The sequence below is a fragment of the Micromonospora sp. NPDC005710 genome, from assembly GCF_040630995.1.
Classification (GTDB): Bacteria; Actinomycetota; Actinomycetes; order Mycobacteriales; family Micromonosporaceae; genus Micromonospora.
This window is the reverse complement of record NZ_JBEXYP010000029.1, coordinates 1-24,447: the sequence shown is the minus strand read 5'-3', so window position 1 is coordinate 24,447 and position 24,447 is coordinate 1. Positions and strand designations below refer to the sequence as shown.

General features: G+C 67.2%; 16 protein-coding genes. 7 read left to right on the top strand and 9 right to left on the bottom strand.

Translation table 11 applies throughout. The annotated features are described in order from the left end of the window. Positions 1–18: 18 nt before the first annotated feature. The 7 genes from ABZ406_RS28060 to ABZ406_RS28030 all read right to left on the bottom strand — a co-directional run bounded on the left by ABZ406_RS28060 (position 19) and on the right by ABZ406_RS28030 (position 9,148). On the bottom strand, positions 19–1,020 hold the full coding sequence (locus tag ABZ406_RS28060) for an arabinan endo-1,5-alpha-L-arabinosidase (protein ID WP_357767834.1): 1,002 nt from the start codon (positions 1,018–1,020) through the stop codon (positions 19–21). 219 nt (positions 1,021–1,239) lie between these two features. Then, positions 1,240–2,880, bottom strand: coding sequence for a ricin-type beta-trefoil lectin domain protein (locus ABZ406_RS28055; protein WP_357767832.1), 1,641 nt, complete (start codon positions 2,878–2,880; stop codon positions 1,240–1,242). 21 nt (positions 2,881–2,901) lie between these two features. Then, positions 2,902–4,194 carry a glycoside hydrolase family 43 protein gene (locus tag ABZ406_RS28050; RefSeq protein ID WP_357767829.1) on the bottom strand — a complete coding sequence of 431 codons (1,293 nt, stop codon included), beginning with the start codon at positions 4,192–4,194 and terminating at the stop codon, positions 2,902–2,904. A 307-nt stretch (positions 4,195–4,501) separates the two neighbouring features. Continuing rightward, complete coding sequence (locus ABZ406_RS28045) at positions 4,502–6,031, bottom strand: alpha-N-arabinofuranosidase (RefSeq protein ID WP_357767826.1); 1,530 nt, start codon at positions 6,029–6,031, stop codon at positions 4,502–4,504. A gap of 23 nt (positions 6,032–6,054) precedes the next feature. Further along, the gene (locus ABZ406_RS28040) at positions 6,055–6,915 is read right to left on the bottom strand and encodes a carbohydrate ABC transporter permease (protein ID WP_355008324.1); all 861 of its coding nucleotides are present in this window, start codon (positions 6,913–6,915) and stop codon (positions 6,055–6,057) included. After that, complete coding sequence (locus tag ABZ406_RS28035; protein ID WP_357767822.1) at positions 6,912–7,871, bottom strand: sugar ABC transporter permease; 960 nt, start codon at positions 7,869–7,871, stop codon at positions 6,912–6,914. Before ABZ406_RS28035 ends, ABZ406_RS28040 begins: the two co-directional genes overlap by 4 nt. A gap of 68 nt (positions 7,872–7,939) precedes the next feature. Further along, on the bottom strand, positions 7,940–9,148 hold the full coding sequence (locus tag ABZ406_RS28030; protein WP_357767819.1) for an extracellular solute-binding protein: 1,209 nt from the start codon (positions 9,146–9,148) through the stop codon (positions 7,940–7,942). 448 nt (positions 9,149–9,596) lie between these two features. Here ABZ406_RS28030 and ABZ406_RS28025 point away from each other — a divergent pair, with 448 nt between their 5' ends. Further along, positions 9,597–10,628, top strand: a complete 1,032-nt coding sequence (locus ABZ406_RS28025; protein ID WP_357767816.1) for a LacI family DNA-binding transcriptional regulator — start codon at positions 9,597–9,599, stop codon at positions 10,626–10,628. Here the strand turns inward: ABZ406_RS28025 and ABZ406_RS28020 are convergent. Beyond that, complete coding sequence (locus ABZ406_RS28020) at positions 10,618–12,822, bottom strand: alpha-galactosidase (RefSeq protein ID WP_357767813.1); 2,205 nt, start codon at positions 12,820–12,822, stop codon at positions 10,618–10,620. The two genes, ABZ406_RS28025 and ABZ406_RS28020, sit on opposite strands and share 11 nt — an antisense overlap. Positions 12,823–12,923: 101 nt before the next feature. On the opposite strand from ABZ406_RS28020, the gene ABZ406_RS28015 reads away from it, so the two are divergent. The 6 genes from ABZ406_RS28015 (at position 12,924) to ABZ406_RS27990 (ending at position 22,049) form a co-directional block, all read left to right on the top strand. After that, the gene (locus ABZ406_RS28015) at positions 12,924–14,060 is read left to right on the top strand and encodes an ROK family transcriptional regulator (RefSeq protein WP_357767810.1); all 1,137 of its coding nucleotides are present in this window, start codon (positions 12,924–12,926) and stop codon (positions 14,058–14,060) included. Between the two features lie 539 nt (positions 14,061–14,599). Then, positions 14,600–15,979 carry a glycosyl hydrolase gene (locus tag ABZ406_RS28010; RefSeq protein ID WP_357767807.1) on the top strand — a complete coding sequence of 460 codons (1,380 nt, stop codon included), beginning with the start codon at positions 14,600–14,602 and terminating at the stop codon, positions 15,977–15,979. 44 nt (positions 15,980–16,023) lie between these two features. Beyond that, positions 16,024–17,490 (top strand): lectin, encoded by a 1,467-nt coding sequence (locus ABZ406_RS28005; protein ID WP_357767804.1) that lies wholly within the window; start codon positions 16,024–16,026, stop codon positions 17,488–17,490. 604 nt (positions 17,491–18,094) lie between these two features. Further along, the gene (locus ABZ406_RS28000) at positions 18,095–19,252 is read left to right on the top strand and encodes a ricin-type beta-trefoil lectin domain protein (protein ID WP_357767801.1); all 1,158 of its coding nucleotides are present in this window, start codon (positions 18,095–18,097) and stop codon (positions 19,250–19,252) included. 83 nt (positions 19,253–19,335) lie between these two features. Beyond that, on the top strand, positions 19,336–20,454 hold the full coding sequence (locus tag ABZ406_RS27995; RefSeq protein ID WP_357767798.1) for an RICIN domain-containing protein: 1,119 nt from the start codon (positions 19,336–19,338) through the stop codon (positions 20,452–20,454). Positions 20,455–20,597: 143 nt separating this feature from the next. Continuing rightward, a complete protein-coding gene (locus tag ABZ406_RS27990; RefSeq protein WP_357767795.1) occupies positions 20,598–22,049 on the top strand; it encodes a ricin-type beta-trefoil lectin domain protein in 1,452 nt (483 codons plus the stop codon). 151 nt (positions 22,050–22,200) lie between these two features. Here the strand turns inward: ABZ406_RS27990 and ABZ406_RS27985 are convergent, their stop codons facing one another. After that, positions 22,201–24,282 (bottom strand): beta-galactosidase, encoded by a 2,082-nt coding sequence (locus tag ABZ406_RS27985; protein WP_357767792.1) that lies wholly within the window; start codon positions 24,280–24,282, stop codon positions 22,201–22,203. Positions 24,283–24,447: the final 165 nt, after the last annotated feature.

The window sequence follows — 24,447 nt, the reverse complement described above, 5'->3', positions numbered from 1 at the left end:
GTCGGATCTCCTTTCCGGTCAGTAGACGAACGGCCAGCCGGCGGCGTCGTACCCGAGCAGGTTGATGCCCAGCAGCGAGGCGCCGTTGTTGGCGTAGTAGTGGTAGACGAGGACGTCGGCGTCGGTGTCGGTGAACACCGCCTGGTGACCGGGTCCGTGGATGTTGCCGTGGCCTGCCAGCACCTGGGTGCCACCGCCGGCGGTCATCGCCTTGCCGCTGCGGTCGACGTACGGTCCGGTGATCGAGGTCGACCGGCCCACCATGACCCGGTAGGTGCTCGCGGCACCCTGGCAGCATCGGTCGAACGACACCCACAGGTAGTAGTAGTTGCCGTGCCGTGCGATCTCCGGGGCTTCGATCGCGCCTCCGTTGCGGCCGGCGATGCTGTGCACTGTCGCATCGGAGCGTTTCCCCGTGGACGGGTTCAGTGCCACCATTTTGATGCCGGACCAGAACGATCCGAAGCTGAGCCACCAGGTGCCGGAGGCGTCGACGACCAGGTTGGGATCGATGGCGTTGAAGTTGTCCGACGTCCGCGATTCGATCACCAGGCCCTGGTTGGTCCAGCTGCCGGAGGTGCCGGTGGTGCTCGTGGCCAGGAAAATCGCGGACCGGTTGGAGCCGAACGTCGAGGCGGAGTAGTACAGCCAGTACCGGCCGTCGCGGTAGGTCAGGTCCGGTGCCCACAGGTTGCGGCTGCCGCCGGTGTACGTCGTGGTCCACGACGCGCCGTTGGGGAACACCGCACCGGCGTTGCGGAACGCGGTTCGATCAGTGGAGGTCTTCAGGGCGATGTTGTTGCCGGTGTGGGCCAGCAGGTAGCCGCCGCCCGGGCGGGCCACGATGGTCGGGTCGTGCACGCCGACGTCACCGGTGACCGTGCCCGGATTCGGGTAGGACGCGGGCGGTGTGGTGGGCGTTGCTGCCGCCTGCGGCGCGGCACTCAGCGAAGCGGCGGACGAGGTTTGCGTCGCCGCGGCCCCGCCGGCGGCCAGAGCGACGACGGACAGGGACAGCACAGCCAGACGGCGGAGGGTGGGTGTTTTCTGTACGGGCGAAACCGAAGTTGTCACGACAGGTCCTCAGGTCGGGCGCCGGGCAGCCCGATCGCGGGCAGTGTCGGCGCGGTGCGTCACACGCCAGTCGGCGCGTTCGTGGATCCCAATTGGCGTTCATCGTTGGGTGCGATTCGATTTCCGGGATGGAGAGCGGCAACCACCGCCGGCCATCTCTCTCCGTCAGACGCGGGTCCAGCGTTGGTTGGCCGCGCCGGAGCAGGTCCACAGGACCAGAGGGCTGTTGTTGGTTGTTGCGGCCTGATTGACGTCGATGCACCTGCCCGACTGTCCCCCTCGTATGGTGCCGTCGGCCTGGATCGTCCACTGCTGGTTGGTGCCCGCGCCGCAGGTCCAGAGGATGACCCTGGTGCCGTTCGCGGTGCCGTTGCTCTCGGCGTCGAGGCACTTACCGCCAATGCGGAGCTGACCCGAAGCCGCGGTGACGACCTGCGTGATGCCGCCGTTGCAATCCCAGATGACCGCCTGGGCTCCGTCGGTCGGCGCGCCGCCGAGCAGGTCCAGGCAGCGACCGGATCCTGCGCCGCGCAGGCTGAAGGAGGTCGTGGGTGTCGACGAGCCGGTCCGGACCCGGTACATGACCACGCCGTGCGGCGGGACGGTCGCGCTGATCGCTGCGGAGGTGTTCCGGGACGCCTTCGTCCAGACGTCGGCCAGGGTGTAGCTGCCGGCCGTTGGCATGCCGATTTCGGCGGCGGTGGTGGACACCGTCGCGGTGCTGCCCGAGCGGTTCAACAGGGCGACCGCGCCGGAGCCGTCACTGAGGGCCTTGGCCCACACCTCGGTGTCGCCGAAGTCGCGGACCCGCTGGGCCTGGCGGCCCGCGCTGTCCTGGTTGATTGCCAACACGTCAGGGTTGGTCAGTACATCGCGGACGTCGGTGGACATCGTGGTGATGTCGTTGCCGGCGATCAGCGGTGCGGCCATGATCGCCCACATACTGAAGTGGGCACGGTTCTCAGTAGGTGTGAATGTGCCGCGGACACCGACCTCGAGCATGTCGGGGTCGTTCCAGTGCTGCGGGCCGGCCCAAGCTGCCAGGGGCGCCTGGACATCGAGGATCTCGGTGACGCCCATGAAGCAGTCGGCCCGACAGCCGGTGCTCCACCGATCGGTGATGTCCTCGGTGGTGCGCCACATGTCCGCCACCGGGCTCCAGTTGTAGGACGGGCCGGTGTTGGAGTGCGCGCTGTTGGAGTTGATTGAGTAGACGATCGGCCGTCCTGTGGCGCGCAGGGCGTCGCGCATCTTCGTAAAGCCCGCGATTTGATCGTTCAGGGTGCCCCAGGGCGAGCACCAGTCGTACTTCAGGAAGTCGACGCCCCAGGACGCGAACGTGTTGGCGTCCTGCTGTTCATGATTGAGCGCGCCGGTGGCCCCGCCGATGGCGTTGAAGTACTGGGCGCAGGTCTCCTCACGAGGCGCCTGGTAGATGCCGAACTTGAGGCCCTTGGAGTGGATGTAGTCGCCGAGCGCCCGCATGCCGGACGGGAATCGCGCCGGGTCGGAGCGCAGGTTGCCGGCCCCGTCGCGAGTCGTCGCCTGCCAGCAGTCGTCGACCACCACATACTGGTAGCCGGCCGCGCGCATGCCGGAGTTGACCATGGCGTCCGCCGCACCGCGGATCTTGGCTTCGTTGATGTTGCAGCCGAAGGTGTTCCAGCTGTTCCAGCCCAGGGGCGGGCGGACGGCCGGGCTGCCGGGCGCCGCCGAGGCGGGCGAGACGGGGGCGAGCACGGCGCCCACCGCGACGGTTGCGGCAGCGGCCAGGACGGCCAGCAGCGTTCGTATACGTGATCTCACAGGTACCTCTACCTTCGTGGATCAGGAGACGCGGAACGTGGCGTCCTGTCGGTCACTGGCGCTGGAACTCGAACTGAGGGGGTCGATGCGCAGCACGTAGTTGGAGTGGCGGAGATAGCGGTCCGGGAAGTTGTAGGACCGGAACGACGACCAGGTGGAGTCGGCCAGGCCGGGAACCCGCTGGAAGGTCGCGTCGGCGCGGAAGGCCGCAGTGCCGTCGTTGGCCCCCAGCCGGATCACGTAGTCGCTGTGCCGCAGGTAGCGACCGGGTGAGTTGACCGACTCGAACGACACGCCGGCAGAGTCGGCCAGGCCGGCGACCATGCGCCACAGTTGGTCCTGGTGGGGGTCGAACGGGTAGGCGTCGATCCGACCCACGTCGCCGGCGTGCCGCACGTAGTAGTCGGGAAAGTTGTACGACTTCAGCCGGACCCAGGCCGGCAGGCCCCAACGGGACACGAGTCCGTCGTACTCGGCCGAGGTGATGCCGACAATCGAGCCGTGCTTGGCGTTCAGCGGTGGCGTGTAGTCGCGCTGGTTGAGCAGCGTCCAGGAGTTGCCCGCCACGTTGGAGGTGGACCAGGCGTAGTAGTCGTTGTTGACCGGGCTGAACGAGTCGCCCCACAACCGCCAGCCGCCGCCGGTGTTGTTCTTGATCAGCAGGGGCGCCTCCATGGCATTGCCCTGCCGCAGGCCGCTGGTGTAGTTGGTGTAGCTGTTCGGCGCGCCGCTCGACGACCGGGCGCCGTAGATGAGGCCGTTGGACAGGTTCTTGTAGTACATGTAGAAGGCTGAGCCGTCGGCCACGATGTCGGCATCCAGCACGGGGTAGCCGGGGCTGAAGTAGACCTGGTTGGTGCTCACCGTCCGGAAGTCCGAGGTGTAGTTGACCATGAAGACGTCGGCGCCGTTGTTAGCGGAGTAGACGATGGCGTACTGGTTGCGCGACGGCACCCAGAAGGCGGTTGGTGCCCAGGTGTGGGTAGCCAGGCCGTGCATCCGGATTCGGCGGTAGCTGGTGAAGCTGCGCAGGTCGGCTGAGTCCCAGACGTGTAGGTATTGGTTGTTCTGGTTGAAGATGCGCCCGCGCAGGTCGGTGGCCAGCACGACGAAGGTGCCGTCCTGCTTGCGCAGGATGAACGGGTCGCGCAGTCCGAGCGTGCCTGCGGTCGGGGTCGCCACGGGGTTGTTCTGGTTCAGCGGACGCCAGTTCAGGCCGTCGGTGCTGACCGCCAGGTGCAGCGCGTAGCTGTCGCCGCTCTCGTTCGGCGTCTCCTTGAAATAGCCGAACACGTACGCGCTGTTGGCCGCCAAGGCTGCTGATGGCGCAGTCAAAGCGGCCGTTCCGCCGCCGACGGCGGTCAGCGTGCTCAACGCGGCAAGGCGGGTGAAGTCTCTCCGGGACAGTGGCACAGCGATCTACCTCTCTGGGGATTCGGTGGCCGGCTCGAACGGGGATCTCCGCGTTCGCCGACGCCAAGGCACGGCGTCGACGGAGACGTTTCGAAGATGTTGAGATTGTGTTTCGTCATAGTGTTAACGTTCACATAGATGGCTGTCAATACTTATTTACGATTGCCCTCTTGCAGTATCTGAATACGGCCGATCTACAGCGTTAGCGTTAACAATCTTGGCTTGACGCGCAGAGCCGAATGGCGGTCCACGACACGGGCGGCAGTGTCGCGCGAAGCACCCCGTCATCCACTTCGGCGTCGTCCGCAGGCCGCGCGACCACCCGGTCGGGGTAGTCCGACGTGTTCACCGCAAAGAGGTCGTCGTCGGCGATGGTCCAGGATTCCGCCACCCGCAGGGCGGCGCCGAAGCTCGTCACCGGAACGTTCAGTGTCGCCGCCTGCGACTGATGCCGGTTGACCACGAAGACGGTCACGTCACCGGTGTCCGCGTCGTGGGTGGCGACCGCGTCGAGTGCCGGCACCGCGCCGTAACGCGCGGTGTCGTACGTCGGGCAGCGTGGCTCCACCCGCAGCACCTCGCCTCGGGCGAGGCGGGAGGTGATGGCGAAGGGGTAGAAGATGGTCTGCCGCCAGGCCGCGCCGCCGGGTTCGGTGCGAATGGGTGCGATGACGTTGACGAGTTGGGCCTGACAGGCGACAGTCACCCGGTCGCTGTGCCGCAGTAGCGAGATCAGCAGGCTGCCGACCACCACGGCGTCCGCGACTGTGTAGCAGTCCTCGATGACGCGCGGCGCCACCGGCCACTCGGTGGATCCGGTGTCCTGCCGGGCCTGGAACTCGCGGAGGTACCAGACGTTCCACTCGTCGAAGGAGATGTTCAGGCGCTTGGTGCTCTTGAGCCGGGCGCCGATGCTGTCGGCGGTGGAGACCACGCTGTGCACGAAGTGGTCCATGTCCACCGATGAGGCCAGGAAGCTGGCCATGTCGCCGTCGACCGGCTCGTAGTAGGCGTGCGCCGAGATGTAGTCGACCGCGTCGTATGCCAGCTCGAGCACCTCCGACTCCCAGGCCACGAAGGTGGGCATCGACGAGCTCGAACTGCCACAGGCGACCAGTTCCAGCTCCGGTTCGGCCGAGCGCAGCGCACGTGCCGTCTGCGCCGCCAGCCGGCCGTACTCCTGGGCGGTCTTGTGTCCCGTCTGCCAGGGCCCGTCCAGCTCGTTGCCGAGGCAGAACATCCGGACCCCGTACGGCTTCTCGGCGCCGTTGGCCCGGCGCAGCTCGGCCAGGCGGGTGCGGTCGGGGTGGTTGAGGTATTCGTGGACATCGAGCGCCTCCTGCGCGCCGCGGGTGCCCAGGTTGAGGGCGTACATCACCTCGACGCCGGCCTTGCCCGCCCACCGCATGAACTCGTCGACCCCAACCTCGTTTGTCTCCAGGCTGTGCCAGGCCAGGTCGCGGCGGACCGGCCGGGCGTCTACCGGTCCGATGCCGTCCTCCCAGCGATACCCGGAGACGAAATTGCCCCCGGGATAACGCACGAGGGAGACCCCGAGTTCACGGACCAGGTCCAACACGTCCCCACGGAAGCCGTCAACGTCCGCGGTCGGATGTGACGGTTCGTAGATGCCGGTGTAGACACATCGCCCCATGTGCTCGACGAAGGACCCGAAGGTACGCCGGGACACCGGCGCGATGGTGTAGGACGGGTCAAGGCTGAACGAGGCGGCAAACACGGATCTCCCAGAGCTCGAGCGCGTCACTTGAGGCTGCCTACGGCCAGCCCGCCCTGCCAGTACCTCTGCAGGGTGAGGAAGGCGATGACCAGCGGAATGATCGACACCAGCGAACCGACAATGATCAGATTCCAGAGCGACTGGCCGCCGCCATTGTTGGAGCTGGCCAGTTGCGACCACAGCCCGATCCCCACGGTCAGGGGATAGAGCTTGGAGCTGGACAGCATGGTCAGCGGCAGGAAGTAGTTGTTCCAGGTGCCGACCACCGACAGCAGCAGCACGGTGACGACGCCGGGGCGCATCAGCGGCAGCGACACCCGCAGGAACGTGCGCAGCTCGCCGGCGCCGTCGATGCGCGCCGCGTCCAGCAGTTCGTCCGGCACCGAGACGGCCGCGTAGACCCGCATGAGGTAGACGGCGAACGGGCTGAGCAGTGATGGCAGGATCACCGCCCAGATCGTGTCGGTGAGCCCGACGTTGCTCATCATGACGAAGGTCGGAATGACCAGCGCGGTGAGCGGGACCATGACCGAGCCCAGGACGAGCGCGAAGACGATGCCGCGGCCACGGAAGTCGAACTTGGCGAAGCCGTAACCGGCCAGCACCGAAATGATCGTGCAGCCGACGCCGCCGGCGAACGCGTACAGCACCGAGTTGCCCAGCCAGCGCAGGTACTCACCATTGTTGAAGGTGAACAGGTCGCCCAGGTTGTCGAACAGGTGGAAGCCCGAGAACCACAGGGCACCAGAGCCGGAGAAAAGCCCCTGAGCGTCCTTGGTGCTGGCCACCACAAGCCACCAGACGGGCACGAGGAAGTAGCACACCATCGCCAGCAGCAGCAGTTTCGCCCAGACGTGGCGGGGCCTTCGCCGCACGTCGCTCACGTGAAGATGCTCCCCTTCTTGCGCGTGACGATCATGAAGATGGCGACCGCCACGAAGACCACGAAGCCCAGCGCGAAGGAGATCGCCGAGGCGTAGTTGAACTGGGCATAGCGGAACGCCAGATTGAACGCGTAGATGTTCGGGGTGAAGTCCGGGGTAACGGTGCCGTTGGCGATCGGGCCGAGGATCTGCGGCTCGGCGAAGAACTGCAGGGTGCCGATCAGCGAGAAGATCAGGATGAGGGTCAGCGCCGAGGTCACCAGCGGCACCTTGATCCGGATCGCGATCTGGCGGGCGTTCGCCCCGTCGATCCGAGCGGCCTCGTAGACCGAGGAGTCGATACTGCGCAACGCCGCATAGATGATGATCATGTAGTAGCCGGCCCACTGCCACGTGACGACGTTGAGCAGGCCGTAGAAGATGTTGCCCTGGCTGAGCAGGAACGGCGCCCGTACGTCGAACGCCGAGGCGATCTGCTCGATCGGTCCGAAGCTGGGACTGTAGAGGAAGCCCCACATCAATGCGCCGAGGACTGCGGGGATCGCGTACGGCAGGAAGATGACCAGCCGGGAGAAGCGCGCCAGGCGGCCGGTTACCTCGTCGAGCACCAGGGCCGCTACCAGCGCCACGATCATCTGCAGCGGGATGACCACGAGACTGAACCGTAGGACGAACCACAGACCCTTGTGGAACGACGGGTCGCCAAATGCGCGGGTGTAGTTGTCGAGACCGGCGAACGTCGTGCCCGTCGCCAGCCCTTTGGTGTAGAGGCTGAGGTAGCCCGCGTACGCCAACGGACCGATCAGGAAAACCACGAACACGACGAGGAACGGGAGGATGAACAGCCAGCCCAGGACGCCACGTTGAGAGGACCGGCGGCGAAGCGGTGGCGAGCCGAGCGGATCGGCTACGACGGCGCGGGGTGCGCTCGGTCTGGCGTCGATGATGCCGGCCACAGAGCATCTCCCTTCTGACCAAGATGGGCCCGGATGGTCGGCGGGTTGCGGCGACCGCCCGGGGCGGGTCAACGGACGGTGAAGCCCTGGGTCTTGGCGTACTTGACGATGTCGTTGTGCAGATCGGTAGCGGCCTGCGCACCGGTCGTCTGACCTGCGTTGATCTTCACGATCTGGGCCTGGAGCTGGGCGTAGTAGTAGACGGTGAACGGGCTGTAGACGGCACCCCGGTATGCGTTCGCGGCCGGGATGTAGACGTCCTTGTTTGCGGTCTGGCCGTTGAAGAACTCGCTCTTGGCCTCGACGAATTCCTTGGAGGTCAGAACGCCGGTGTTGAGCGGAAAGATGGTTTGCGACTTCCAGCCGTCGGTCAGCGACGGCTCGTCGGCGTACAGGCCCATCGCGACCTTGGCCGCGGCTGCCTTGTCACTCGCCTGGCTGGTGACCGCGAAGGTAGAGCCACCCCAGTTCACCTCGACCGGGTTGGCCGGGTCCCACTGTGGCAGCGGGGCCACGGCCCAGGTGCCCTTCTCCGTGCCGCCGCCGACGCCCGCACCGGTCAGGTAGCCGGGCGCCCATGCGGCCGAGACATAGGTGGCGTACTTGCCGCCGACCATGCCGGAGATGTAGTCGGTGGTGAACTGGTCCTCCTTGCCGACCAGGCCGTCCTTGGCCAGGTCACCCCAGAAGGTGAGGACATCCTTGGTGGCCTGGTCGTCCAGTTTGATGGTGATGTTCTGCTTGTCGGACAGGCTGTAGGTGAACGGCTGCGCGCCCTTCTGCATCATCAACGCGGTGGTGACGGCCGGCACGTTGCTGCCGAAGTCGCCGAAGACCGGGCCGCCGGCCGCCTTCACCTTGGCCGCCGCCTCGGCGTACTCCGGCCAGGTCATCGGCGGAGCCGTGACGCCGTACTTCCGAAACACGTCAGTGCGGTAGATCAGGGCCATCGGACCGCCGTCGACCGGGATGGCATAGACGGCCGACCCCTGCGAGACATCCTTCCAAGCGCCCTCGCTGAAGTTCTTCTTAACCTCGGCGGCACCGAACGGTGCGAGGTCGACCAGCGCGTCCTGGATCTCGAATCCGACCAGTTGATCGGATTCGAGCATGACGACGTCGGGGGCACCCTTCTTCGCCGAGATCGCGGTCTGGAACTTTTCGTACTGCGGCTGACCCTGGCCGGCGTTGGTCCAGCAGACCTGCACGTCCGCGTGGGCGTTGTTGAAGTTGTCGACGACCTTCGCCATGTTCGGGTACCAGGCCCATACCGACACACGGTTCGCGTCCTCGTGAACGATCTTGTTCGTGCAGTTTGTGGGCTTCGCGCGGGGCGTGGCAGCACCGTCGTCACCACCACTGCAGGCGGTCAGGCCGAGAACGACCGCCACAGCCGTAACGACTGCGGGCAGATGTTTGCTGGTACCCATTGCTGCGAGCCTCCTGAAGGGACTTCGAACACCCGGATCGCGCGCCATCCGCGTTCTCGAGCAGGGCGACATGGCCGTGCGCGGGGTACGGCTCAAGGCTGCGGCGAGCGCGCTACTTGGGGAGTTTGTTGGCAGAAGCGAGGTAACGGCGCATCGATGATGATGTGTCATGTAGGTTACATTGCAGCGCTGCAAAGGACTATGCACCGGGGCTCTGGCTCTGGCAAGAGACAACATGATGGAAATACGATCGTCACTGCGGGAGACCGTTCACCCGCCCGGCGGGAAGGCGTCCATGGGGGAGAGCACGCTACGGGACGTCGCCGAACTAGCCGGCGTCTCACCCCGCACCGTGTCCAACGTGGTCAATGGGTATGCCCGGGTCACCGACGCCACCAGGGGCAAGGTCGAGCGTGCCATCGCCGTACTCGGTTACCGCCCGAACGTCCTCGCCCGCAACCTGGCCGCAGGTCGGTCCGGACAGATCGTCGTCGTGGTGCCGTATCTTGACACTCCGTACTTCGCGGAACTACTCCAAGCGATCATTCCCGCGGCCCGCAAGGCTGGCTACAACGTGCTGATCGACCAGACTGACGGCGACCGCGACCACGAAGCGGAACTGATCGGACGGGGGCCACGGCGCTTCCTGTTCGACGGCATGATCATCAGCCCGCTGGGCCTGTCCCAGGCGGATCTCTCGCTCCGCGATCCGGCCCTGCCGTTGGTGGTTCTCGGCGAACGCCCTTCCGACGGCACCTTCGATCACGTCGGCATCGACGACGTGGCCGCCTCCACCGAAGCAGTCCGGCACCTCATCGCCATCGGGCGACGCCGGATAGCCGCGATCGGCGACCAGCCCTACCCCACCGGGGAGGCGGCCCAGCTACGTACCAGAGGCTTCCGGGCCGCCCACGCGGCCGCGGGTCTGCCGGTCGACGAATCACTGATCATCAGCACCACCCGCTTCAACCGGGTCGACGGCGCCACCGCCATGACCGCCCTGCTGGACCGGCCAGACCCGCCGGACGCGGTGTTCTGCTACAGCGATCTGGTCGCCTCGGGCGCCATCCACACCGCACTCCAGCGCGGGCTACGCGTCCCCGAGGACATCGCCGTGATCGGCTATGACGACATCGAGGACGGACGGTATGGACGGCCCACGATCAGCACCATCTCGCCGGACAAGAAGGCCATCGCCCAACTCGCTGTCGCCCGGCTCATGATGCGGATCGGCAGCACCGAGCCGGTGCCCGGCGTGGAACTCCGCGCAGCCCACCGGCTCATGCCCCGGCAGAGCACGCTAACCGACGTCTCCGCTACCTCCTGATCCGCAGCACGATCAGGTCGCTGCGGTGGTCGGCGCCGATGGGCTCCCAGGCGGTGGGGCGGATGCCGACGGCCATGAGTGTGCTGCCCTGCCAGCGAGAGTCGGCGGCCAGCCGTCCGGGTACGCCGTCGGTGTCGCCCCCGACGGCAACCTCGTAGACCGCGTCCGGATCCAGGCCGGTCAGCCGCAACCACCGGGGGCCACTCTTGGCGTTTCCGTGCGGGTTGTAGACGAGCACCACGACCTGGTCGTCGAGCAGGTACTGCAGCGCGGACCGCTCGGCGCCGGGCCGTCCGCCGAGCCGGTACTGCTGACCGTGTTGGATGGTGCGGCGTACCGTCTTGTACTGCTCGACCAGCGCGCGAGCCTCGTCCAGCTCGGCGGCGGACCAACCGGCAAGGTCTACGCCGATTCCGAGTACGCCGGCCATAGCGACGTGGAAGCGGTAGCGCAACGGCGTGCTCCGACCGACGTTCCCGTTCGGTGATTCGGTGACCCACGCGGACATGACGTTGGCCGGGTAGAGCTGGGAGATGCCGTGCTGCGTGGTCTGCCGGTCGATGGGATCGGTGTTGTCCGACGGCCAAGCCTGGTCGATGTGGTGCAGGATGCCAAGGTCGAGCCTGCCGCCCCCACCGGCGCACGACTCGATCCGCAGTCCCGGATGACGGGCGCGCAGATGGGCCATGACCTGGTAGACGTGCCGGGTGTGTTCGATCCAGACACGGTCGTGGCCCTGGCGCTGGTCGGGCCAGCCAGCCTGGGTGAACGGCCGGTTCATGTCCCACTTGAGGTAGTCGAGGCGTAGGTCGGTGACGAGCCGGTCGAGCCACTCCAGGGCCCAGTCACGCACGTCGGTACGGGCGAAGTTGAGCACGAGTTGGTGGCGTTTGCGGTCACGGCGGCGGTTCTCGAGGTGCAGTGTCCAGTCCGGGTGCGCCCGGTAGAGGTCGCTGTCCGGGCTGACGCCCTCGGGTTCCACCCACAGCCCGGCCTTCATACCCAGCGCGCGGACACCGTCGAACAGGCTTCCTAGCCCGTCGGGGAACCGTTCTCGGTGCGGCCACCAGTCGCCCAACGAACTGTGCTCGTCGTCGCGCCGGCCGAACCATCCGTCGTCGACGACGAACAACTCGACGCCAAGGGTGGCCGCACACCGGGCGAGCGAGAGCTGTTCCGGTTCGGTGACCGCGAAGCTGGTTGCCTCCCATGAGTTGTAGAGCACCGGGCGGACCTCGTCGCCGGTGGGAAGGATGTGCCGACGGATGTGGTCGTGCCAGCTGCGGCTGGTGCCACCGAACCCCCTGGCGCTGTAGAGGCCGAGGATCGGCGGGGTGACGAGCTCGGCCCCGGCCGGAAGCGTCCACCGCAACCCCTCGTGACCGAATCCGGCGGCCACCGCGGTCCCGCCCTCTGGCCGGCGGGTGGTGGTCATCCGCCAACTGCCGCTCCAGGCCAGGGCGACACTCCAGACCTCACCGTGCTCCTCACCGGCGTCTCCCGCGTCGATCATGATCCAGGGATTGGCATGGTGGCCGGTGATGCCCTGCCTGCTGGTAAAGGTCAACTCACCCACCGGCAGCCGGCCCTGCTGGAGTTGACTCTCCTCTGCCCACGCACCGCACGCCGCCCGGTACCGGTAGTCCTCGGCGTCCGGGATGAACCAGCTGCCGGAGTCCAGGCGACTGAGTTCCACTGCCGCGTCGCTGCCGGCACGGTGCCGTACGGTCACCCACCGTGCGATGGCGTTCGAGTCGGCGCACACCCTCGCGTGCAGCACGACGTCGATCGGGAAGGTGCCGTCTTCCAGTGTGATGTCGAGCTGGTCCGCCTCGTCCTCGCAGACGACGCTGGCGCTGACGAACCGCAGTTCCAGCGACCGCACCTGATCCACCGCGACCTGGAGGGCCGGTAGACCCCACCGCAGGCCGCCGTCGACCGGTAGCAGTTCCTCGATCTCGGCCGGTCGGGAGAAGCTGGTCACGTGCCGTCCAGCGCCCGACGGGCTGCCTGGCCCGGCCGACATGGCGGCGGCTTCCCGGGCAGCCTGCGGCGGTAGGAATGCCCCCCAGTACTTTTGCAGCACCAGCGCATCGCCGGTCAGATGGTCGACCTCGACACCGATCACGTAGGTAGAGTCGCGAGTGTTGAGTGCCCACAACTGGCCGTGCTGATCAAGGGACACCAGCGACACTACGTCCTCCGTGAACTAAATCCCGCGGAACACCCAGCCGATCCGCCAGCAGGCCGCGCTCATTCCTTGACATCATCAACAAACCTGTCCAAGATGTCCAGGTGCTGTCCGATGCGCATCTGACCGAGGGCATGCGATCGGTTTTCGTCGAGTTGCTGGTGCACGGGCCGCTGTCGCGGGCGGAGGCGGCACGCCGGCTGGACCTGTCCCCGTCCGCCGTGACGAAGCTGACCAAACCGTTGCTGGAAAACGGCTACCTGCTCCATCAGCCGGTCGGCGATCGCGGCACGATGGGTCGTCCCTCCCAGCCGCTGGCAGTCGATCCGGCTCGTGCGGCGTTGATCGGTGTCAAACTGACCGAAGACGAGCTGTTCGCTGTCCGCACCGATCTTCGCGCCGAGATACAGCGGGAGCTGCGCCGTCCTCTGATCAGCCACGACGTTGATGACGTCGTGGCCCGCATCGGCGAGGCCGTGCGGGACCTGACCGGATCGGGGCAGCCGGCTGCGGCCGTCGGGATTAGCCTGGCTGGCACGGCCTCCGGAGGAAACCCTGTCGTGCCCACCTCTCCGTTCCTCGGCTGGCGGAATGTGGCCCTGGGCGACCTCGTCGCGGCGGCCACGGGCCTGCCGACGGTGGTGGAGAACGACGTACGGGCGCTGACCGCCGCCCAGCAGTGGTTCGGTGCCGGCGTGGGGCGCAGCTCATTCGCGCTGGTTACGGTGGGTGCCGGTCTCGGCTGCGGCCTGGTGATCGGCGACCGCCTTGTCAGTGCCGCCGGGCGGGGTACGGGCCTGGTAGGGCATCTGTCGATCCACGACAACGGCCCGCTCTGCGAGATGGGCCATCGCGGCTGCGCCCGGGCCTACGGCAGTTCGGCGGCGATCCGTCGCGCCGTCGCGACCACCCTCGACCGTTCGGACCTGACCTTCGAGGCGTGCCTGGCCCTCGCGCGGGAAGGCCAGCCGGCGGCCCGGCGCATCTTCGAGGAGGCCGGCCACGCCCTTGGGCAGGTGGTCGCCACGGTCGCGAACATCACCGGTGTGCAGCTGGTCATCCTGTCCGGCGAGGCGGTGGCGATGTACGACGTGTGCGCCGAGGCCTTCGACGCGGCGCTCACGGCCCACACCCACTGGACCTCGACGCCCGTAGACGTGGTGGTCAAGCCCTTCACCTTCAGCGAATGGGCTCGCGGCGCCGCCGTCATCGCCCTCCAGCACCGCATCCTGGCCCGCTGACCAGCGCCCTTTCCGTATCCGGGGTGCGGTCTGGTCATCATTTGTTGATTCAGTCAAGCAACGGCGGGGTTTTACCGGGGTTGCAACGCCTCGATGCATAGACATACTTGACAGCGTGCATGAACTAAGAACATGATTCCGGCATGTTAACGACGGCCTCGCCGTCGCAGCCCGGCGAACGGAGCCGGACGTCGCGACGGCTCTTCGGCGCAGAAACGACCTGCCTCCCACGCCGGTCTTCGTCATTCCGGCCACAGTCCGGATCGCCGTGATCGACCTGCGGCCGAGGGTTTGCGGGTGCCATGTCAGCCGCACTGACTGCTCGCCGCCCACCGTGACAGCGTTGTCAACGCTGGTATCGGCACGATCGACCCGTCCAGCGACAGGATGAACAGCCTCCTCCGGTAACTCGTATCGAGTTACCCGCACCTATCCGCACTGCTTCGTGGGCTGGACCCACGGGCACGTCTGGTTCGCGACGTCGCAACCCCGATGAGTCGGACGGGACGGACACCCCCGAAACCCAAGAGGAGAACGTCATGAGATGGAGAATCATGCTCGCCGCAGCCCTGGTGGCCGCGAGCGGTGGGGCGGTACTGCTGGGAGCGGGCACCGCCTCGGCGGCGGTCGGCAGCCCGCTGGTCAGTGCCGCGTCAGGGCGCTGCCTCGACGTGTCCGGCAACAGCCCCACAGCCGGCACCCCGGTCACGATCTGGGACTGCAACGGGCAGCAGAACCAGGGGTGGGTCTTCACCAGCCAGGGTGAACTGCGCACCTTCAACGAGACCAGATGTCTGGACCTGCCCAGCCCCACGGCCGGCACCCCGCTCGCCATCCAGAACTGCACCGGACAGACCAACCAGAGGTTCCGGTTGAATACCAACGGCAGCATCACGGCTACCCAGTCCGGCCTGTGCCTCGATGTCGAAGGCAACAACCTGACCAACGGCACCCGGGTCGTGGTCTGGAGTTGCAACGGCCAGCCCAACCAGCGCTGGAGCCAGTCCGGCGGCCCAACCACCCCGCCGCCCACCTGCACCGCCACTCCGGTTGACCCGCAGGCCACCACTCAAGCTCGCAAACTGCTGTGCTACCTCTACAGCCAGTACGGCAACCACATCCTGTCCGGCCAGCGGGAGACCAACGGCAGCGAGGCCGAGTTCACCTACATTCAGACCAACACCGGGAAGCAACCGGCGATCCGTGGCCTGGACATGTGCGACCGCCCCGGCGCCGTTGACCGGGCTCTCGCCTGGTGGAACTCAGGCGGCATCCCGTTGATCGGCTGGCATGTCGGCGCACCGGCGACCAGCTCGTGCAACTACGGCGGCACCGCGTCCATCAACGCCACCCTCACGCCGGGCACGGCAGAGAACCGCTCCTATCTCTCCGAGCTCGACGCCGCCGCAGCCCAACTGCAGCGCCTCCAGTCCAATGGCGTCGCCGTCCTGTGGGCGCCTTACCACGAGGCCGGCGGCACCTGGTTCTGGTGGAGCAAGGAGGGCGGCAGCCAGTTCCAGCGTCTGTGGCGGTTCCAGTTCGACTACTTCACCCGTACCAAGGGCATCCACAACCTGGTCTGGCTGCACCCGTACAACGGCGAACCCGACGCCTCGTTCTACCCGGGCAAGCAGTACGTGGACATTGGCGGCGCCGACACCTACGCCAACGACCACAACCCTTTGACGCCGCTGTTCAACCGCACCCGCGCCATCGTCGGCAGCACCGTCCCGATCGCCCTGCACGAGAACGGCCCCATCCCCGATCCCGACCAGCTCCAGTCCACCGGCACCCGCTGGGTGCTGTTCAGCACCTGGAACGGCACCTGGCTCACCGAGCGTAACGACGTCACGTTCCTGCGGCGCGTCTACAACCACAACTACGTCGTCACCCGCGACGAGGTCCCCAACCTTCGTTGATCCCCCGCCCCACGCCACCGCACCCCACCCCTTGGAGTACTGACATGGCACTCGCTCCTCCCGCCCCGCCGACGCGGCGACGCCGCACCCGGTGGATGAGCCTGCTGTTCGCCGTGTTGACCACGGCCGGCGTCAGCCTGTCCGCGGTCTGGCTGACCGCCGGAAATGCCGCTGCCGCGTCGACCGGGCGGCTGGCCAGCGCCGCGTCCGGACGCTGCCTCGACGTCGTCGGCAACTCCGCCACCACCGGCACGCGCGTGCAGATCTGGGACTGCAACGGCCAGGCCAACCAGACCTGGACCTTCACCGACGCCGGTGAGCTGCGCGTCTTCAACAACAGCCTGTGTCTGGACGCCGAGGCCGGCCAGACCAGCGCGGGCACCGCCGCGATCATCTGGTCCTGCACCGGGGCTGCCAACCAACAGTGGCGGCTGAACTCCAACGGCAGCATCACCGGCGTGCAGTCCGGGCTGTGCCTCGACGTCTCCGGCGCCGCCACCGCTGCCGGCACTTTGGTCGCCCTCTGGAACTGCAACGGCCAGGCCAACCAGCGCTGGTCGCAGGGCGGCGGCAACCCGACCACTCCACCGCCCACCCCCGGCGGCTGCAACGTCGCCCCCGTCGACCCGAACGCCACCGCCTCCGCGCGCCGGCTGCTGTGCTACGTCTACAGCCAGTACGGCAACCACATCCTCTCCGGCCAGCAGGAGTCGACCTGGGTCAGTGGCCCGGACTACGAGATGAACATCATCCGCAACGCCTCCGGCAAGTACCCGGCGGTCCGCGGCCAGGACATGGGTGACGCTCCGGACTTCGGTGCCCGCGGGCTGGCCTGGTGGAACGCCGGCGGCATCCCGATGGTCGGCTACCACATGGGCTCGCCCGCGCAGAACACCGACGGCTATGACGGCTCCCTGATGCGGGCGAACATCAACGCGGCGCTCACCTCCGGCACTGCCGACAACGGCCGGCTCAACCAACGGCTCACCGCGTGGGCCAACCAGTTGAAGATCATCCAGAACGGTGGTGGCGCTGTCCTGTTCCGACCCTGGCACGAGGCCAGCGGCACCTGGTTCTGGTGGAGCATGGAGGGGGCTGGCCAGTACAACCGGCTGTGGGCCTACACCTACAACTTCATGCGCGCCCAAGGGGTGCACAACCTGGTCTACCTGCACCCGTTCAACGGCTCCCCCAACTCTGCGTGGTACCCCGGCAAGCAGTACGTCGACATCGGTGGCGCCGACACGTACGCCGGGGACCACGGGCCGCTGACGTCGATGTTCAACGCCGCTCGCAACGTGTACGGCGGTTCGGTTCCGATCGCACTGCACGAGAACGGCCGCATCCCCGACCCGGCGCAGCTGCAGTCCTCCGGCAGTCGGTGGGTGCTGTTCAACACCTGGCACACGAGCTTCATCAGCGACAGCAGCATCAACTCACCGTCGTTCATCAACACCGTCTACAACAGCTCGTACGTGGTCACCCGCGACGAGGTACCGAACCTGAGGTGACGGGGCCTTCCGGGCCATGCGTGTTCGGCATGGCCCGGAAGTACCGCCCCCTCGCTACTCCTGCAGTTCAGGCGTGTGGCAACGGTTGGTGGACCCCGACCGTCGATTCCCCTAGCGGCGCGGAATCCGTATCGCCGAATGTGCGCCACAACGGGGCAGCTGCCCGCCGCCGGAACCGTCTTCTCATGACTGTCGGGACGGCCACTTTTGCGTGCCCATAGCAGCTTCCGGACCGACATGACAACGGGCCAACAGATCGGCGAGCATGTTGATGGATATCGATGTAACCGCAAATGTCATCGCGCAAAACGGGCGCAACGATCGCGACTCGTGGCGAGGCGCAGCGCTCATTCGATCGGAGGACGTCGTGAACCTGCCTGACGAGAGATCACAGGATCAACCAGTGTCGAGTGGCGATCCGCGGCCCGGGGTCCCGAGCGGAGGCGGGGCCGGGCAGGGTGTCAGATCCGCATCTCGGCGGAGCTGGCGCATCGGCGCAGGCGCGGCTGCAGCCATGCTGGGCGTAGCCATGGCCGGGACCGCCGTGTTGGACAGTTCCACTTCCGCTGCTGCAGCCTCGTACCAACGGGGGCCGAATCCCACGGTGCAGAGCGTCGCCGCCAACCGCGGCACGTTCGCCACTGCTGAGATCACCGTGCCGCGCGGCTTCGGCTTCAACGGCGGGAAGATCTACTACCCGACCGACACGAGTCAGGGGACCTGGGGCGCGATCGCCGCAGTGCCGGGTTACACCGCCTCCTGGGCCGCCGAGGGTGCCTGGATGGGGCCCTGGTTGGCGTCCTTCGGCTTCGTGGTGATCGGCATCGACACCAACAGTCCGAACGACTTCGACACCGCCCGGGGCACCCAGTTGCTGGCCGCGCTGGACTACCTCACCGGGCAGAGCGCGGTTCGTGACCGGGTCGACCCGAACCGGCTCGCCGTGCTCGGTCACTCCATGGGTGGCGGCGGCGCCATCAGCGCGGCCATGCGCCGCCCCTCGCTGAAGGCGGCCATACCCCTCGCGCCGGCCTCGTTCTCGCAGAACCTGTCCAACGTACGAGTACCGACGCTGATCATGGGCGCACGGGACGACGGCACCATCACCCCTTCCTCGATCAACAGCCTGTGGGCCACCAAGCCGGCCACCACGAAGGGCGCCTACGTCGAGCTCACCGGTGGCGGTCATGCGTTCCCCACCTGGGGCAACTCCCAGGTGACCCGGCGGGAGATCCCCTGGCTGAAGGTCTTCCTCGACAACGACGACCGCTACGCGCCGTTCCTGTGCCCGTCACTCGCGGACTCCACTGGCGTCTCGCGGTACCTCAGCGAGTGCCCCTACGGCTCCACCGGCCAGCCGACGCCCCCGCCGGTCACGGGTGGGCCGGTCCGCGCGGTGGGCGCGGGCAAGTGCCTGGACGTCCCCAACGCCTCCCAGACCAACGACACCCAACTGGCCATCTGGGACTGCAACAACGGCACCAACCAACGCTTCACCCACACCTCCGGCAAACAACTCACCGTCTACGGCAACAAATGCCTCGACGCCGCCGGCCAAGGCACCACCAACGGCACCCGAGTCATCATCTGGGACTGCACCGGCACCGCCAACCAGCAATGGAACGTCAACACCAACGGCACCATCACCGGCGCCCAATCCGGCCTCTGCCTCGACGTCAGCGGCGGCTCCACCGCCAACGGCACCCTCGCCCAACTCTGGTCCTGCAACAACGGCACCAACCAACAATGGCGCCTCGGATAGCGAGGACAGCAGGCTCGGAAGGGCGTCGTGGACGCCCTGCCGAACAGTTCAGGTCCCTCACGTGACTCGCCAGGAGTTGTCCCATGCTTCGTAGATTCCCTCTCTATTTTCACGGACTTCTTGCCGCGCTGTTGTTGGCCACCGCGTTTGTCGCGGTCGGGCCGGCCCAAGCCGCCGCACCGGTACGGGTCATGCCGCTCGGCGACTCGATCACCGGCTCCCCGGGCTGCTGGCGCGCTCTGCTCTGGAATCAGTTGCAGAACGCCAACTACAGGGACGTCGACTTCGTCGGCACACTCCCCGGTCAGGGCTGCGGCGTCGCGTACGACGGCGACAACGAAGGCCACGGCGGCTATCTCGCCACCAACATCGCCAATCAGAACCAGTTGCCCGGCTGGCTGTCCGCCACCCGGCCCGACGTCGTCGTCATGCACCTGGGCACCAACGATGTCTGGAGCAACATCGCTCCGGCCACCATCCTGAGCGCTTTCGGCCGCCTGGTGGACCAGATGCGGGCCAGCAACCCGAGCATGAAGGTCCTCGTCGCGAAGATTCTCCCGATGAACCCGAGCAACTGCTCGCAGTGCGCTCAGCGCGTAGTCAACCTCAACAATGTGATCCCCTCCTGGGCCGCGTCGAAGACGACAGCGGCCTCGCCGATCACGGTGGTCGACCAGTGGACCGGCTTCAACACCTCCACCGACACCGGCGACGGGGTCCACCCGAACAGCTCCGGCAACCAGAAGATCGCCGCGAAATGGTTCGGCCCACTGACCTCGGCGCTCAACGGTGTCACCCCCACGCCCCCGCCGGTCACCGGCGGTCCCCTCCGCGCGGTGGGCGCGGGCAAGTGCCTGGACGTCCCCAACGCCTCCCAGACCAACGACACCCAACTGGCCATCTGGGACTGCAACAACGGCACCAACCAACGCTTCACCCACACCTCCGGCAAACAACTCACCGTCTACGGCAACAAATGCCTCGACGCCGCCGGCCAAGGCACCACCAACGGCACCCGAGTCATCATCTGGGACTGCACCGGCACCGCCAACCAGCAATGGAACGTCAACACCAACGGCACCATCACCGGCGCCCAATCCGGCCTCTGCCTCGACGTCAGCGGCGGCTCCACCGCCAACGGCACCCTCGCCCAACTCTGGTCCTGCAACAACGGCACCAACCAACAATGGCGCCTCGGATAGGCGCCGCCCGCGACAGCGGTGCCACTCATCGGCTGGATCACCAGCCGCACGAAACCCCCTCAGGGCCACCACAGCGTCTCCGTCGTGACCCGCGACATGGTGCCGAGCCTGAGGTGAAGTTGGCTACCGACTTGGAGGATGACATGACTGTACGGAGACGCCTGTGGCGTCTTGCTTCGATCGGCGCGGTTGCCACCGTGCTGCTGGGATCACTCGGTCTCTACGTAGCGCCCAGCGCACCGGCGCAGGCGGCCACCAGCCAGTTCCGCGGGGTCAACTGGGCCGACACCAGGGACAACTTCCTGTACGACGAGAACGTCCCGATCGGGTTGTCCAAGTCGGACAACTACGCGACGACCTATACGAAGGCCACCGCGATCCTCAGGGGATTCCAGAGCTTCGGCTCGAACACGGTCCGATTCGGGATCAACCCACAGACCACGTCGTCGCCGTGGTGGGGCAGCCTGACAGCGGCGTACGACGCGGCCAGCGCGATGGGCATGAACGTGATGATCGCACCCTGGCCTCCGAGCGGCGGCCGGATCAGCGACATGAACGCGTTCTACACGATGTGGGACACGGTCATCGCCAAGTACGGCAGCAACAGCCGGTTCTACTTCAACATCGTGAACGAACCGTGGGGGTACAGCGCGACCGAGTTGACCAACCTCGCGGCCGCGTTCCTGCAGCGCTACTCGAGCATCCCGCGCGGTCGGATCGTGGTGCCGGGGCTCTGGTCGGACATCGACCTGTGCGCCGTGGGCGCCGACTCCCGGCTGAACGGAACCTTGCTGTCGATCCACATGTACACGCTGGGCGGCGAGACCCACCCGACCGCAGCGGAGTGGATCAACAGCTTCAAGGCCCGCCTGTGCGGGTACGCCGACCGGGCGATCCTCACCGAGTTCGGCGTGCCGATGAATACCGGCGTCAACTACAACGGCCCCCGCGACGGCAACAACAACGTGTCGTACTTCTACGCGCTCACCGACACGGTGCGAGAGTTGGGCATGGGCTCGCTGCTCTGGACCGGCGTCAAGGAAGCCAACCAGACCCAGGGCCCCGGCCCCTGCTTCAACGCCTCCTGCGCCATCACGTCACTGACCGGCAGCGGCACCAACCTGTCGTTGACCATCACGAACCAGTCCGGGCTCGACCGGCTCCGGCACGGCTGGGGACTCGACGGCCCGACGACGCCGCCCACCGGCTCCGGTAACGTGCTGCGGGGCGTCGGATCCAACAGGTGCCTCGACATACCCGGGGCCAGCAGCACCAACGGCACGCAGGTGGCGATCTGGGACTGCAACAGCGGAAGCAATCAGCGTTGGGTAGCGCTGCCCAACGGCGCCCTACAGGTGTACGGGAACAAATGCCTCGATGTCCCCGGTCAATCCACCACCGCTGGCGCCAAGGTGCAGATCTGGGACTGCAACGGCGGCGCCAACCAGCAGTGGACCCTCAACAGCAACGGATCGGTCGTCGGCCGCCAGTCCGGGCTCTGCCTGGACGTGACCAGCGCGGGCACCGCGAACGGCACCACAGTGCAGACCTGGAACTGCACTGGCGGCAACAACCAGAAGTGGACCCGACAGTAACTCGCCGGTGACGCCGGACCGGGTGCCGTCGGCGCGGCACCCGGCCCCCGGTCGTCACCCGTCGACCCGCCCCACCACACGTGTAGCTGCCGAATCGCCCCGGTTCTGGTGGGAAACCACCGACCCGGGGCGATTCGGTCCGCAGGAATTGTCAGTCCTCGACGAGGACGCGCACGTCCCAGGGCCCCAACCGCAGATCGTCTCCCGGGGCGTACGCGGTGTCGTCGAGCACGTCGGTGACCGCGACCGGGATCCGGACGTCCACCGGTGTGAACGACCAGTTGTGCAGGAACCTCAGCCGCTGCCCGGTGCGCGCGGTCGCTCCGGTGCTGGTCACGGATTCGGGCGTGACCCACCACTCGGGTGATCGTGCGGGGCCGAGCCAACGCATGATGGCGCGGGCGAGGTCGACGTTTGGCAGCGCTCCGACGCAGGTAACTCGTCCGCGTCCGGCCACCCTTGTGGTGACGGCCGCCCACTGCCCGAAGTGTGGGTGGTCGTAGCCGGCCACCACCGTCGCGTCCTCGGCGATCAGACATTCCAGCCAGCGGGTCGCGGCCGGTTGCCCGTCCAGGGTCAGTCCGCTGTCCCGTGCGATCACCGGCACGTCGGTCAGCAGGTTGGAGAACTCCTCGTACCACGCTCCGGCGGCGTCGGCGAGGCGCCCGGGCTGCACGTCGAGGCGCGCCCGCGTCTCGCCGTCGCTGTAGCCGGTGCGCGGGCCGACAACGAGGTGCCCGCCGGCGTGCGCGTACGCCTTCAGCCAGTCCAGGATGGCGTCCTCGGCGACGTAGAGCCCCGGCACCACGAGCACCGGATGGTCCTCGACAGCCTGCTCGACGGGTTGAGCCGTCAGCTGGCTGGCGTGAACGATGCGGGTCTGCAGTCCGGCGTCGAACGCCCCGCGGTGGAAGACGTCGAAGAACGCGTGGTAGGAATCGCGGTCGCCGCTGCCGTCCTGCCGGGCCAGCGGCGGGTGTTCCTGCATCAGCCACCTGCTCGGCGAGGAGTGCAGCAGGGTCACATCGGCGTCGGGGATCAGCCCGGCGACGAGGTCGCCGGCGGTGGCGAGTTCCTCACCGATGCGGGCGATCTCCCGGTAGGTACGTCCGGGTCGCCCGCTGTGCGGGATGATGCCGCCCCAACTGGTTTCCGCGCCGGCGTGGATGGTGTGCCAGTGCCAGTATTCGATCATCTGTGCACCGCGGCTGACGAGGGCCCAGGCGGCCTGTCGCCACTGCCCGTCGTAGGCGGGGCGACTGTGCGGGGAGATCCGGTGGTTGGCGTTCGTCTCGGTGACCAGGAACGGCTCCTGGCGTGAGCTCCACATGCGGTCGGCGCGCTGGGAGATCGTCCAGGCCCCGTCCTCCAACCTGTCTTTGGGCGTTCGGGGGTCGGGAAGCGCCAGTGCGTCCTGCACCTCGTAGTAGGCGTTACCCGCCGTCACGTCGAGCCGACCGGCCAACTCCTCGTCCTCGACAGCCGGCCGCCCGTAGTCGATGCATGTGGTGACGAACTGCTCCGCGCGCGCGTACTCGCGCACGATGCCGGCCTGCCAGGCGATGAACTCCGTGGTCAGTCGCGCCTGGAAGCGCCGCCACGCCAGCGAGTACTGGGGATGCGTGTTGCCCTCCGGTCGCCACAGGTCCTCCCAGGTCGACAGCCGGTTCGACCAGAAGACCAGACCCCACTCCCGGTTCAGCGTCTCGACGCTCTGGTACGTGCGGCGCAACTCGTCGACGAACCGTTGGAAGACGCCGTGGTTGCGGAACAGCCACAGGCCGGGTTCGTTGTCGACCTGGAACCCGATGACGGCCGGATGGTCGGCGTACCGGGCCGTGACCGCGCGAACCACCCGCTCGGCGTGGAACAGGAAGGCGGGATGGGTGTAGTCCGCCTCCTGCCGGCCGCCCCATCCCATCCGCTCACCAGTGCGTAGCTCCCCGGCGATCTCCGGGTACCGGCGAGCCAGCCATGGGGGCACCGAGTACGTGGGTGTGCCGAGGACCACGCTGATCCCCCGTTCGTGGGCGCCGTCGAGGACCGGCTGAAGCCAGCCGAGGTCGAATCGGCCGTCCTCCGGTTCCCAGGTCGACCAGACCGACTCACCGACCCGGATGACGGTGAATCCGGCCGCGGCCATCTGGTCGAGGTCGGTCTTGAGCCGGTCGTACGGCTGGTACTCGTGGTAGTACGCCGCACCGAACAGCACCCGCGGTGGGAGGTCAGACATCGCCGACCTCCACACCCGCGGTCGACAGCTTCGACCGCCGCACGCCGTACACCAGCCGTGTGGCACCGGCTACCACCGGAAACACCAGTTGAAATTCCGTGCGCATGCCATCCCCTCGGATCCGGGTGGGTGAGCCGTCGGTCGGCCAGCGCTCGCGGCGCTGGC

Bases quoted from the DNA above. Each gene is read 5' to 3' on its own strand.
- ABZ406_RS28010 (WP_357767807.1), top strand. From the start codon at position 14,600: ATGAGATGGAGAATCATGCTCGCCGCAGCCCTGGTGGCCGCGAGCGGT.
- ABZ406_RS27995 (WP_357767798.1), top strand. From the start codon at position 19,336: ATGCTTCGTAGATTCCCTCTCTATTTTCACGGACTTCTTGCCGCGCTG.
- ABZ406_RS27990 (WP_357767795.1), top strand. From the start codon at position 20,598: ATGACTGTACGGAGACGCCTGTGGCGTCTTGCTTCGATCGGCGCGGTT.
- ABZ406_RS28005 (WP_357767804.1), top strand. From the start codon at position 16,024: ATGGCACTCGCTCCTCCCGCCCCGCCGACGCGGCGACGCCGCACCCGG.
- ABZ406_RS28025 (WP_357767816.1), top strand. From the start codon at position 9,597: ATGGGGGAGAGCACGCTACGGGACGTCGCCGAACTAGCCGGCGTCTCA.
- ABZ406_RS27985 (WP_357767792.1), bottom strand. From the start codon at position 24,282: ATGTCTGACCTCCCACCGCGGGTGCTGTTCGGTGCGGCGTACTACCAC.